Annotated in this window: 9 protein-coding genes and 1 tRNA gene; 4 read left to right on the forward strand and 6 right to left on the reverse strand. The window is 62.5% G+C overall.

Annotated elements, in window-relative coordinates; genetic code table 11:
- Positions 1–326: 326 nt before the first annotated feature.
- From BXY53_RS04350 to BXY53_RS04360, 3 genes are all read left to right on the forward strand, one after another.
- Positions 327–5,402 carry a hypothetical protein gene (locus BXY53_RS04350; RefSeq protein WP_119060662.1) on the forward strand — a complete coding sequence of 1,692 codons (5,076 nt, stop codon included), beginning with the start codon at positions 327–329 and terminating at the stop codon, positions 5,400–5,402.
- 333 nt (positions 5,403–5,735) lie between these two features.
- Positions 5,736–6,878, forward strand: a complete 1,143-nt coding sequence (locus BXY53_RS04355; protein WP_119060663.1) for an aminodeoxychorismate synthase component I — start codon at positions 5,736–5,738, stop codon at positions 6,876–6,878.
- Complete coding sequence (locus BXY53_RS04360; protein WP_119060664.1) at positions 6,839–7,519, forward strand: aminotransferase class IV family protein; 681 nt, start codon at positions 6,839–6,841, stop codon at positions 7,517–7,519. The genes BXY53_RS04355 and BXY53_RS04360 overlap by 40 nt, the downstream gene beginning before the upstream one ends.
- Positions 7,520–7,741: 222 nt before the next feature.
- Here the strand turns inward: BXY53_RS04360 and BXY53_RS04365 are convergent.
- The 6 genes from BXY53_RS04365 to BXY53_RS04390 all read right to left on the reverse strand — a co-directional run bounded on the left by BXY53_RS04365 (position 7,742) and on the right by BXY53_RS04390 (position 12,466).
- Positions 7,742–7,815 (reverse strand) — tRNA-Gln (locus tag BXY53_RS04365).
- A 111-nt stretch (positions 7,816–7,926) separates the two neighbouring features.
- Entirely contained in the window at positions 7,927–8,202 is a 276-nt protein-coding gene (locus BXY53_RS04370) for a DUF6460 domain-containing protein (RefSeq protein WP_119060665.1), read from the reverse strand.
- A gap of 29 nt (positions 8,203–8,231) precedes the next feature.
- Positions 8,232–9,026: an amino acid ABC transporter ATP-binding protein gene (locus BXY53_RS04375; protein WP_119060666.1), complete on the reverse strand. Its 795-nt coding sequence runs from the start codon at positions 9,024–9,026 to the stop codon at positions 8,232–8,234.
- An 11-nt stretch (positions 9,027–9,037) separates the two neighbouring features.
- Positions 9,038–10,159, reverse strand: coding sequence for an amino acid ABC transporter permease (locus BXY53_RS04380; protein ID WP_119060667.1), 1,122 nt, complete (start codon positions 10,157–10,159; stop codon positions 9,038–9,040).
- A gap of 3 nt (positions 10,160–10,162) precedes the next feature.
- Positions 10,163–11,347: an amino acid ABC transporter permease gene (locus BXY53_RS04385; RefSeq protein WP_245410351.1), complete on the reverse strand. Its 1,185-nt coding sequence runs from the start codon at positions 11,345–11,347 to the stop codon at positions 10,163–10,165.
- Positions 11,348–11,449: 102 nt separating this feature from the next.
- The gene (locus tag BXY53_RS04390; RefSeq protein WP_119060669.1) at positions 11,450–12,466 is read right to left on the reverse strand and encodes an amino acid ABC transporter substrate-binding protein; all 1,017 of its coding nucleotides are present in this window, start codon (positions 12,464–12,466) and stop codon (positions 11,450–11,452) included.
- Between the two features lie 475 nt (positions 12,467–12,941).
- Between BXY53_RS04390 and BXY53_RS04395 the strand changes: the two genes are divergently transcribed.
- Positions 12,942–13,331 (forward strand): c-type cytochrome, encoded by a 390-nt coding sequence (locus tag BXY53_RS04395; RefSeq protein WP_119060670.1) that lies wholly within the window; start codon positions 12,942–12,944, stop codon positions 13,329–13,331.
- Positions 13,332–13,418 lie beyond the last annotated feature (87 nt).

Here is a 13,418-nt window from a genome sequence, read left to right on the forward strand (position 1 = left end):
GCGCCATTTCAATTTGGATCATGCCAGCGCGTTGGGAAGCGGCATTCACAACGATCAAATCGGCGACACAAGACCGATGAATCCACGATTTCTCCTTCGCCAGGGAGAGGAATTTCAGCGGTCGTGGATCGGGATAAATTTTGACCGAAAGCATTCGGTATTTCCTGGCGAAAAAACGAGCGAGATTCTCGCAGGGTTTTTGGCAGTGAAGGCATAGAAAGCGCAGTCGTCGCGCGTTTGGTCGGCCATGTTGATTCTTATCAATTAGGCAGACGCTCATGTCCGGCTATGGTCACTGAAAAACAGTGACCCCCGGAAATTCCACGATGCCTTCGCGCGCCTTGCAAACCGTCCTGACCAGCCTGATCTGCCTGTTCCTTTTCGGAACGATGGCCCACGCCCAAGGGCCGGAGGTCAGCGAAGGGACTGCGATCGTAACGCAGTTCTCAGGCGTCACGACTGAAACCGCCGAGACGGGCGAGCCGAGACGTGTTCTCGATGTCAGGGGCTCTGTCGTCAAACTGCTCGATGTGAGTGAACTGGGTGGCCCGGCGCAGGGCCAGAGTCTCGCAGTCGACGAGGTTCCACTTGGCGTGACCGCAGGCGAAATTGGCCAGGTTTTCGGGATCGCTTACGATGATGCGGATCCAGCCAATCTGTATCTGACGGCGACTTCGGCGTTCGGGCTGCATCGCACGGCCGATGGCACCGACTGGATGCCCGGTATGTGGGGCCGGGACGCCGGGCCCGGCACCGTATGGAAGCTGAATGCGGACGAGGGCTACGCGCCGGAGGTTTTCGCGCAGATCACGGCCGATGGGCGGGAGAACACGGGCGCGGCGCTCGGCAACATCGCCTTCGACCCCTGGAACCACCAGTTTTACGTTTCTGACCTGGAGACCGGATATATCCACCGCCTCGATATGGCGGGCGAAATCATCGGGCGGTACGACCACGGCGTGAATGCCCGAAGAAATTTCGTCGACGCCAGAACGGGTCGGTCTGACGCCCTTGCACCAGTTGCCTTCGATCCTGAAAGCGCAGCACGCGTGGAGGGCTGTCCCCTCGGCGACTTTTCCAAGACGCCGGCGTGCTGGAACGTGGCGGATTTCCGGCGGCGCGTCTGGGGCGTGGGCGTTCACCAGGATCCGGAGACCGGTGAGGTTCGGCTCTACTACAGCGTCTGGTCGAGCCAGCCGCTGGGCAGCGAGGATTTCGAAGCGGCAAGCGCGGAAGAAACCCTCAACACCATCTGGTCCGTGGCCATATCCGCAGATGGCGGCTTCGATCTGGACGACATCCGCCGGGAATTCGCCCTGCCGGCATTCTTCGCCCAGGAAAGGGATGTTGACGCTTTCGGTGTGAGCCATCCCGTCTCGGATATCGCCTTTTCACGCGCAAGGGATGCGAGCATCATGCTGCTTGCCGAGCGCGGCGGGCTGCGCAATCTCGGCCTTGATGCGCGGGCGGCGTTCACGCACCCGCATGGCGCGCGCGTGCTGCGCTACGCACAGGACGAAGACGGCGTCTGGCAGCCCGCCGGCCGCTATGACGTCGGCTACTACGACCGGGCGCGGCTGGGCCCGCCCCATATTCGCGCCAATGCCGCCGGCGGCGTGGATTTCGGTTTCGGTTATACGGAAGACGGCGATATCGACACCGACCGGCCCGAGGCGATGGTCTGGATGACCGGCGATGCCCTTTGCACCCCGGAAGCCCCGTGCCGCGACCCGGAGACCGGCCAGCGCACGGAGCGCACGCAAGTCGACGGCTTGCAGGCCACACCCGTTGAAGCCCTGGACGCGGTCGCACCGGAGGCTGCCAGCGAGCCTTATCCGACGATCGGTCCCGCCTATCCTCCCGAGGGGCCGGATCAGTCATACATGATCGAGCCTCAAACCCCGGTTCTGCCAATCCTGATCACTGGCGAGCGCGACGACACCAGCCGGATCGGCGATGTCGCGTTCTACCGTCCCTACCCGGGCGCGGTCGCGGTTGCTGAGGCGGAGCCGCCGCTTGTCGATTGGGGTATCCCCGAAGGCGTCGTGGAAGAACCGTGGTGGCCCGAGCCTCTGCCCGTTCCCGACGACGTGCCGCCTGTCGACCTGTCCGTTCAAAAGGCGATTCCGGCCCCCTGTGTTCCCGGGGGCAAATGCCCTTTCGTCATCATCGTGACCAACACGGGCGACCAGCCCTACACCGATCCGATCATGATCTCGGACGTGCTCGCCAACGGATGGACACTGGCCGCCTGGGGGCCGGCGGGCTCGGCATGGGAATGCCAACAGGATGGTTCCGCGGTGTCTTGCATGCATCCTGATCCTGACCTGAGCCCGGGCGAGTCGGGTGCGGTGACAATCGAACTGGTGGTACCGCCCGCACAAGTGTCCGGCCAGTGGGATAACTGCGCCGTTCTGGAATTCCCCATGGGCGCCGAGGATGACGACCCGACGAATGACGAGGGATGCGCGCCGATTGCCTTTGGTCCCGCCGAGGCGAAAGAGCCCGTCGATGGCCGCGATCTCGCGATGCGCAAGATGGCCGGCAACCCAACCTGCACCCCCGGCGTACCGTGCTCATTCACGGTGGAGATCGCCAACAGGGGGTCAGTGGAGTACAGCGGCCCGTTCCGGATTAGCGAGACGATGCCCGAGGGCTGGCGCTTTGGCGGTCTCGACACGGGTTGGTGGTGCCTCACCACGGCAGGCGGCGGGCCGCTCGTGTCCTGCTGGCGCGATATCACGCTGAAGCCGGGCGAGGTGGAAAGCCTGAATGTCACGCTGATACCACGGCAGACGGGCGCGCATGAGGGGCGCGCCCGTAACTGTGTCGCTATCGACTGGACCCAGATCGAGCAGGACCACGACGCCACGAATGACAGCGCCTGCGCGGAGGTCGAACTGACGCCCGCGCCGGCCCCTGAACCGCCACCCGGGGCACCGCCTGTCGCCCCGACCGGCGAAGGCATGGTCATCGGCCCCGAAAGCGTCGGTTACGATTTAAGGATCACGAAAGACCCGCCGCATTCCGCGCAGGCCGCCGCACCGGGCGCCGCGCCGCTGTACGTCTGTGCTCCGCTCAAGCCCTGTCCGTTCGTCGTGACCATCACAAACCAGGGCGTCAAACCCTACCAGGGGCCGTTCAGCTTCACGGACACGTCGAAGGGGGGCTGGAGCTACGGTGGTATCAGCGAGGGCTGGTCATGCGACGAGCAAGCCGGGGGAGGTTTCGCTTGTTCCGGCCAGATCGACCTTGCCCCCGGCGAGTCCGAAACGCTCTCGGTTCAACTCGAACCCATGGCTGGCGTACCGGTCGACCCGGTCGCCGGCGAGAACTGCGTCGAGATCGACTGGGCCGCCATTGACGAGGCTCGCGGCAAGACGGGTCCACCGGAAGCGGATGAGCGAAGCGACAATGACCGGGATTGCACCCCGGTTGTCCTGGATGTCGCCGCGCCGTCGCCGCCGCCCGGTGCGGACGCAGAGGGCGTGCCACCGATCCCCGAGCCGGACATCAACGTGCGCAAGCGCGCGGCGACCGATTCCTGCGAACCCGGCAAGCCCTGCTGGTTCATCATCGTCATCGAGGGAACCACCGACATCCCCTTCGAGGGCGCGTTCTCCGTGACGGACATTCCCAAGGCCAAGCACTGGACCTTCGCCGGGGGCGGCAGGCTGGGCCTGTGGTCGTGTGACTCGGACAAGGACGGGAACACGACATGCACCTATGACATCGCGAAGAACCCCAACCTGCCGGCGGAGGGACTGACCAAGGACGATCGTGTCGGTTTTGATATCGCCTTTGATGTGCCGCCGAGCCAGCCCCTCGGGACCGTCCAGAACTGCGTCCTAGTCTCCTTCCCCCCGCCGGCCACGGGCGAAATGAGCAAATCGACCAAGGTCGTTTGCGCCGACGTGCTGATCGCGAACCAGCCTAAGCTGACCATCGCCAAGCATTTCGACAGCAGCACATGCTCTGCGGGCGGGGCCTGCAATTTCATTGTGACCGTGAAGAACGAGGGCAAAGGGCCCTATGACGGGCTGCTCACGCTGTGGGACAGGCCCGGCGGCGCCGGTGTCGGTGATGACGCTCTGGAGGTGGAATCGGTAACTGCGCCGGGATGGGAATGCCGCACGCATCAGCAGGAACCGTCCTGGACAGAACATGGACGATTCCTCTGCTATGGCCGGGACATCGAGCCTGGCGAGACCGTCATCTTCACGGCCAAGGCCAGCCTGGACGCAACCGCGAAGACTGGCGAGATCGAGAACTGCGGCGAACTGCACCTGACGAAGTCGGACCCCGGGAAACTTTCGCAAAGCGACCGGGCGTGGCTCGTCCGGCGATTTCTCACGAGCCAGGGCTACCAGACGACCCCGGAAGCTGACGACCGACTGAGCGACCAGGAAAAGAAGGCCCTCGCCGACTACAAGACGAAGAACCCCGTCTTTTCCGACACCAGCGGTGAGATCACCGATGAGTTCCTCGGGCTGCTGACGCCGTCCGCTGACGACGCATCCGGCAAAGATGTTCTGGAGGCCTGCGACAGCGTCGAGGTCATGCCGAACCTTACGGTGAAGAAAGAAGGGCCTTCTTCCGAGCTACTTCTCTCAGCCGAGGGCTTTGGTTGCCGGTTTGAACATCGCTGCGGCTACGACATCATTGTCTCGCCGGGCGGAGACCAGCCCTACCAAGGCCCTATCACGCTGCGGGAGGAACTTCCCAAAGGCTGGGTCCTGGACGATTACTTCCCAAAAAGCGCTACGACCTGGACATGCACCGGCAGCAACCCGGTCGAATGCAAATATCCGAACATCTCGCTGGCCAAAGGCCAGTCAGCGACGCTGAACCTGACGATCAAGCCGACGACCTCGTGGTATACCGCCAACAAAAATGTCCGCCATCCATGGGTTCGGAACTGCTCCTATCTGTTGGTCGACGGCAAGAAGATCGAGCGAGAGCCATACCGATCCTGCTACCGCATGCGCCTGTCGTTCCAGGATCTGAACGAATGGGACTACGACCCCACCGGCACCGGAAGCTGCACGCCGCCAAACTGCTCCTTCTACCAGTTCACTGCCACTGCGCGGGAAGAAGCCTATCGCGGTCCGATCCGGATTGAGGTCGACACTCCGCCCGGCTCCGATTTCCCCGAAGCCGAGATCGTCGACGCGCCTGACACATGCGCCCCGTCACAGTGGACCTGCAGCCGCACCGGAGGAGAGTTCGGCGACAAGCATATCTGCGGTATCGAGGATCCTACCGTGTCGCGGACGCTGCCGCGACGATCGCAATCGCGGACGGTACGGTTTTCCAGAATGCGCCCAAGACGTTCACGACCTATCGCTTCATCGTCTGCGCCCCCTAGTCATCGGCCGGGGCGCGGTCAAAAAGGAAAGTGACAAGGGGCGCTCAGCCCGACTCCTTCGGCATCCTTCATGAGGGGCCCGGCGAGCCGGATCGCAGCGTCAACGCCCTGCTTCGAGGCCGTATCGCCTCGCTGTTGCGAGCATCTGCGCAATTCACTATTGAGACGAGGTGAACTGGCTCGGCACGAAACCTGCGGGCAGGGCCGTTTGGCGCATGAGCGAGAGCATATCTCCGGAAAGTCGCTAAGAGATGCGAGCGATTTCCGATCCAGTCGGAATGGACGGCGCTTCACGCGTGCGCCTGTTCCGGAAAGACATCAATCAGGCGCCCTATCTTAACGGGAGCAAGGATAGCCGGGCCAGCCCATGACGCCTTTCATTCTGTTTGATAAGGGGCCCGGCGCGCAGCCCGCACTGTTTCGTGACCCCCTGCGGATTATCGAGGCCAATACGCCCGAGGAGGTCGCCCCGGCTTTGACGGCGATCGGGCAGGCGCAACGCGCGGGCCGCTGGCTGGCAGGCTTCGCCAGCTATGAGCTTGGCTATGTGCTGGAACCGAGTCTCTGCGAGCTGTTGCCCTCTGAGCGGAGGACGCCGCTCTTGCGCTTCGGTGTTTTTGATGTCCCTGGTCCGGCGGCGGACCTCGACCCGACGATCGCCCATCAAGCGGGAGAGGCCATGCTCCGGGACCCCGTCTGTGACTGGTCCGACGGCGATTACGCCGACGCCTTTGATGTCATTCGCGTCGGAATCGCGGCGGGTGATTATTATCAGGTCAACCTGACAATGCGGCTGCGGATGCGCCTGGAGGGCACGCCTCTGGGGCTCTACGGTGCTCTCAGGCGGCGAAACCCGGTGGCACATGGGGCATACGTGGACCTTGGCCCGCCGATCCTGCTTTCGCGCTCGCCGGAACTGTTCCTTGAGATCACGCGTGACGGCATCATCAGGACCGTGCCGATGAAAGGGACTGCGCCGCGCGGGACGACGGCCGCGGAAGACGAAGCGCTGCGCGAACAGCTTCAAACGGACCCGAAGAACCGCGCCGAAAACCTGATGATCGTCGATCTGCTGCGCAATGATATCTCGCGCATCGCCGAGCCGGGGACCGTACACGTGCCGAAGCTGTTCAAGGTCGAGAGTTATCAGACCGTTCACCAGATGATTTCCTGCGTGGCGGCGCGGCTGCGGGCCGACGCCGGCATTGGCGACGTGTTCGCCAGCCTGTTCCCCTGCGGTTCGGTGACCGGCGCGCCGAAGATCGCGGCGATGCGGGCGATCCGGGATGTCGAAATCGGTCCGCGCGAAGCCTATTGCGGCGCGATCGGCTGGCTCGCCCCGGATGGCCGCGCACGCTTCAATGTCGCAATCCGCACGCTGATGCACTATGCCGATGACGATGTGGTGCTGAATGTCGGCGGCGGCGTGGTGGCAGACAGCACGGCGGAGAGCGAGTATGAGGAGGCGCTATGGAAGACACGGTTCGCGCTCGGCCTCCCGCAGACCTGAAAGTCATCGAGACCATGCGCTGGGACCGCGCCTCAGGCTTTGCCAGGTTTGAGCGGCATCTTTCGCGTTGCGCGGCGACCTGCCAGCAGTTCGGCATTCCTTTCGAGGCTGAGGCCGTGCGCGCCGCCCTTCATCGCGCAGCGACCGGCGCGCACATGCGGGTCCGGCTGACAATCGACCTGAGCGGCCAGATTGAGGTGAAGGCGACAGAGCTTGCGGGCGAGCCCCCCGCCACCCCGTGGCGCATCGCCTTGTCTGACCACAGGCTGCGTGCGGGCGACCCATGGCTTCGCGTCAAGACGACCAAGCGCGAAATCTATGACCGCGCGCGCCGCGAGCTGCCGGCCCATCTGAACGAAATCATCTTCGCCAATGAGCGCGACGAGATTTGCGAGGGCACGATCACCAACCTGTTTTTCGACTTTGGCGATGGGCTGATCACGCCGCCGGTTTCCTCCGGTGTGCTGCCGGGCGTGCTGCGCGCCGAGTTGCTCGCGGAGGGCAAATGCCGCGAAGGTCTGGTGAAGCTTGCGGATCTGGACAGCGCTGAAGCGATATGGGCCGGGAACTCAGTGCGCGGGCTGATCCACTGCCGTCTGGTCGGCCAAGCATCTGCGCCGATCGCCAACGCTGGCAAATAGCCGAGCAATGGTAAGACGGGCAGGGGAGCCCTGGTGAGCGTTCTTTGGGGCTGCCTGCACCTTCGCCTCACCGGTATGGGAGACCGTGGTTCACAAAGTCACCTGCCAAACAGTTTCGAGGGCACGCGACCAACGACGAGACGCCGGGGTGGCTGACCGAGGTTGCCGGAAATTGGTTTGTTCTCCGAGGGAGCAGTGCAGGCGAGCGCGCGAAGCCAGAGTTGGCTGGGGAACCTGGATTCGAACCAGGACCTACGGAGTCAGAGTCCGCTGTTCTACCATTAAACTATTCCCCACTGGCCGATGAGAAACGCAGCGAAGTATGACGCTCGGTGCGTCGCTGCGTTGGCTTTAAGATTAGTCAGGCGAGGGCCGCGACGCAAGGGGGGATCACCCCAGCTACACGCCTATTGCCCGTCGCTCGTGCGCCGGAAGATGAGCCGGAAGATCTGTACCACCGCCCAGATAGGCACGACAACCACCGCGCCGATCAGCAGCCGCGTGCCCAGCCACTCCAGCGCGTCCAGCCCGACCTCGGAGACGTAGCGGATCAGCGCGCGAATGTTCTCGACCAGGTCGAGTGGGTTCAGGTCGAGCGCCTGCAGCACGATCCCCACGACGATCGAGATGATCGCCAGCCGGAGCGCCACGCCAGCAGCATGGCTGCCCGCAAATCGGTCCATACGGTGTCTCCGTTCCCGGCGCGCGCCGATCAATGCCCAAGGATCTGGCTAAGGAACAGCTTGGTGCGATCGCTCTTCGGGTTGTTGAAGAAGCCATCGGGCGGCTGAACCTCGACGATCTGGCCGAAATCCATGAACACGATCCGGTCGGCGACTTTGCGCGCGAACTCCATCTCGTGGGTAACGACCAGCATGGTCATGCCGCTTTCCGCGAGGTCGATCATCACGTCGAGAACCTCGGAGATCATTTCCGGGTCGAGCGCGGAGGTCGGCTCGTCGAACAACATGATCTTCGGTTGCATGCACAGCGACCGCGCGATGGCCACGCGCTGCTGCTGGCCGCCGGAAAGCTGGCCGGGATACTTGTTTGCCTGCTCGGGAATGCGCACACGCTCCAGATATTTGTGGGCGGTCTCCTCGGCCTGCTTCTTGGGGATCTTGCGGACCCAGACCGGCGCGAGCGTGCAGTTTTCGAGGACCGTCAGGTGCGGGAAAAGGTTAAAGTGCTGGAACACCATCCCGACTTCCTTGCGGATGTCCTCGATGTTCTTGAGGTCGTCGTTCAACTCGATGCCGTCGACAGTGATGGTGCCTTCCTGATGCACCTCCAGCCGGTTGATGCAGCGGATCAGCGTGGACTTGCCCGAGCCGGAGGGGCCGCAGACCACGATGCGCTCGCCCGTGCCCACCGTCAGGTCGATGTCCTTGAGCACGTGGAAGTCACCGAACCACTTGTTCAGCCCGCTGATCTCGATGATCGGGCGGTCGAGCCGGCGCTCGGGCGCGTGATCGGCCTCGGGCCGGGTGTCTTGCGAAAGTGCCATGCGGTCGGCTCCTAGCGTTGGGTCTCCCTGTCCAGCTTGCGCTCGATATACTGGCTATAGCGCGACATGCCATAGGTACAGATGAAGAAAATCAGCGCGGCAAAGACATAAGCCTCGAAGTCGTAGCCCTTCCACTCGATCGAGCGGCTTGCCGTCTGCGCCATATTCAGCAGATCGAGCAGGCCGATGATCGACACCAGCGAGGTATCCTTGAAAAGGGCGATGAAAGTGTTGACGATACCAGGGATCGAAATCCGCAATGCCTGGGGCAGGATGATGAAGATCATTTTCTGCCAGTAGCCGAGCCCGAGTGCGTCCGCCGCCTCGTACTGCCCGCGTGGGATGGCTGACAGACCACCTCGGATGGCCTCGGCCGTGTAGGCCGACTGGAACAGCGTAATGCCGACCATGGCGCGCACGACCTTGTTGAAGTCGACTTCCGAGGGGAAGAACAGCGGCAGCATCACCGAGGCCATGAACAGAATGGTGATAAGCGGCGTGCCGCGCCAGAACTCGATATAGATGACCGAGATCGCGCGAATGATCGGAAGCTGGGATCTTCGTCCCAGCGCCAGCAGGATACCGATCGGCAGCGCCATCACGATCCCCACGCTCGCCAGGGTCAGCGTGAGTAGGAAGCCGCCCCATTCCTCGACATTCGCCGCCGGCAGGCCCAGCCACTCACCCTGCACGACGGCGTAGGTGAAGATCGGGAAGCCGATCAGCGTGAACAGCGCCACCTGCGGCTTGTACGGCGTGGGCGGAAGCGTCAGCCAGGCGATCAAAGCGGCGAATACGATGAAGGCCAGGGTGGGCCGCCAGACCTGTTCCGGGTTGGCGCCGAAGTAGAGCCCGAACATGAGCTGGGTGAAGCGGACCTTGATGAAGGTCCAGCATGCGCCGTCCGGGTTCGCCTCGCACACCGCGCGGCTCGAGCCGGAAATGTTGGCGTCCAGGATCGCCCACTGCACGATCGGGGGGATGAGCAGATAAATCAGGTACAGCCCCAGCAGCGTGAGAATCGTGTTCGTCACGGTGCCGAACAGATGTTCACGCGCCCATTCCCAGGCCCCTGTCTGGCGAATGGGCGGCGGCCGGCTTTCCTTTCGCTCGAAAACGCCTGTTTCGGCCATGGCCTATCTCTCCACCACCTGCACGCGCCGGTTGTACCAGTTGAGAATGCCCGAGGTGAGCAGGCTCAGCGTCTCGTAGACCAGGATCGTCATTGCGATGATGACCAGCGCCTGACCGGTCTGGTTGAGCGCGATACCGGCCCACAGATTCACCAGCTCCTCATAGGCAACGGCGACGGCCAGCGACGAGTTTTTGGTGAGATTGAGGTATTGGCTGATTGTCGGCGGAATGATCACGCGCATCGCTTGCGGTATGATCACGAGGCGCAGCATGGTCGGGCGTTTCAGCCCGAGCGAGGCTGCGGCCTCGGTCTGGCCTTTCGACACGGAGTTGATGCCGCCACGCACGTTCTCTGCGATGAAGGCCGCCGTGTATGTCGTCAGCGCGAACCACAGCGAGAACAGCGGCAGCGGGACCTGAATGCCGCCCGTCAGGTTGAAGCGGCCCAGTTCCGGGATCTCGAAGCTCAGCGGCGCCGGGAAGATCAGGAACACTAGGAACACCAGCACGACGAGCGTCAGCAGTCCGTAGAGACGTCCTGGCGGGCGGTAGCCGGTGTGGTACTGCTTCGCCTTGGCCCAGCGGTTGAACGCAAAGATCGCGAAGATCCCCATGACAACGGCGGCAAGCAGCGCCCAGGCGCCCACGCTCTCGGTCAGAATCGGTTTCGGCAGATACAGCCCACGATTGTTGAGGAAGATCTCCTCGCCGACCGTGATGCTCTCGCGGGGGCCGGGAAACAGCGGCAGGAACACCGCAAAGTTCCAGAACATGATCTGGAGGAGGAGCGGCGTGTTCCGGAAAATCTCGACATAGACCGAGGCAAACCGCGACAGCAGGAAGTTTGGCGAAAGGCGCGCGACGCCGACGATGAAGCCGAGGATCGTCGCCGCGAGGATCCCCAGCACGCTGACGATGATCGTGTTCTGAATGCCGATGAGGAAGACGACCCAGTAAGGGGTCTCGCCAAGTTTGTAATCAATGAACGGAGAGAAGCCGACGGCAAAGGGCGCCGTCTCGGTCAGAAATCCGAAGCCCGTCTGAATGCCGCGCTCGTTCAGATTGGCGACGGTGTTGGTGAATATCGTGTAGAGCGCCCAGAGAACGAGCGCCAGAACGGTAATCTGAACGGCTATGCCGCGATAGACGGGATTGCGATAAAACGGAATCCGGTTGTTACGGCTCAAATCGCGTCCTCGGGATCCGGGCAACACTGTTCGCTGGGCGAATGACGTCGGGCGCGGCGGCATCCGCGCATGATGCGCAGACGCCGCCGGCGATTTCCTCAATTAGCGGATCGGCGGGGCATAGAGAATGCCACCTTCGGTCCACAGCGCGTTCACGCTGCCCTCGCGCTCCAGGCCGAGCGGCTCGACGTTACGCTCATAGATTTCGCCGTAGTTGCCGACCTGCTTGATGGCGTTGTAGGCCCAGTCGTTGGACAGGCCCAGGTTCTCGCCCATGGTGCCCTCGACACCCAGCAGACGACGCACGCTCGGGTTGGTGCTCTCCTCGCGCATCTGGTCGACATTCTCGGAGTTGACGCCCAGCTCCTCGGCGTTGATCAGCGCGAAGAGGGTCCAGCGGACGATGTCATGCCACTGGTCGTCGCCCTGGCGCACGGCCGGGCCAAGCGGCTCCTTGGAGATCGTCTCGGGCAGGATGACCGCGCCTTCCGGGTCGGCCAATTCGGTGCGGATAGCGGCCAGCTGGGACTTGTCCGAAGTCAGCACGTCGCAGGCACCGCCGTCGAAGCCCTCGCGGGTCTGCACGGAGGTGTCATAGACGACCGGCTCGAACTCCATGTCGTTGACGCGGAAATAGTCCGCCAGGTTGAGCTCGGTGGTGGTGCCGGCCTGCACGCAGACCTTCGCGCCGCTGAGCTGCGTGGCGCTCGTCACGCCCAGGTCCTTCTTCACGAGGAACCCCTGGCCATCGATGTAGTTGTAGTACGTGAAGTTCACGCCGAGCGTCGCGTCGCGGGTCAGCGTGTCGGTGGTGTTGCGCGAGAGCACGTCGATCTCGCCCGAGGTCAGGGCGGTGAAGCGCTCTTTCGCCGTCAGGTTCGTGAACTTGACCTTGCTGCTGTCGCCGAAGATCGCCGCAGCCAGAGCGTAGCAGTAGTCGGCGTCGATACCGGCCATGTTGCCTTCGTCATCCGGCGCGGAGAAGCCGGGGATGCCGCCGTCGACACCGCACTGAAGGTGTCCGCGTTCCTTCACTTCGTCGAGCGTGGCAGCAGACGCCGGCATGACCGACAGCGCCAGCGCAGCAAACGTGCTGATAGCGAGTCCCAAAGCACGCATCGCAAACCCCTTTCGTTGGTGGTTAAAATGAGTGTGTTGCGCAATAGGTCAGGCACATTCCGTGCCGGAAACTGAAGCTAGCAAAAACGTTCCTTAACAAACAAGCCAATTGCGTCTCGTTCTTAGGTCGAGGTGCCGGATGCAAAATCATGATTCTCCGGATCGTCTCCGCCGAGCGCCATCCAGGCGGCGATCATGGTCGAGCGTCTTCCCCCATCCGGTTAACGTATTCGCGCAATGGGTGCGGCGGACCGCCGGTTCATCTGCTGGTCTCTAAAAGAAAAAATTAAGTTTTGCCCGGTGGCGGTCTTGGTGGTGTTGACCGTTGTTATCTGTCCATCGGCGCGCTTCATCAAAAATGATGCGATATGAACGGCTGAGCGACGTGATTGAGAGTTGTGATCCGGTTAACATAAATACTTGCATTTGGAGGTGCGAGATAGGGTGCCGGGAACTTGGAGTTTTACTTGCAGGGGTGGTATTTGCGACGACGAACCTGCAAGAATCTGCCTATTCGCAAGAGATAGCGGTTGGCCAGGAATTGTATGAGCAAAACCGCGCCTCGTGTCATGGCAAGGATGGTACGGGCGACGGCGTCATGACAAAGTATCTGACGATAGAGCCGACCGACCTGACCAAGATCGCGCAAAAAAACGATGGCATTTTCCCGTATGCGAGGATCTTTCGCATCATAGACGGCCGCGAAACGGTGCGCGCTCACGGTGAGACAAATATGCCAGTCTGGGGATATTCTTTCCGAGCAGGGGCCGATGCGCCAAAAGAGGCTTCTGCGCGGGAAGAGTTCGTAAGCGGGCAGATAGCCGCGCTGGCCTTTTATCTTGCCACGATCCAGGAACGCGAATAGCCCCTGTATCGGTCAGCGTCGGGTCTGGATTCCGCGCGCCAGGTTGGGCATCATGCGCAGCGCGTCGATTGATTAAGCGTTGCGCGC

The sequence above is a fragment of the Dichotomicrobium thermohalophilum genome, assembly GCF_003550175.1.
Lineage (GTDB): Bacteria > Pseudomonadota > Alphaproteobacteria > Rhizobiales > Rhodomicrobiaceae > Dichotomicrobium > Dichotomicrobium thermohalophilum.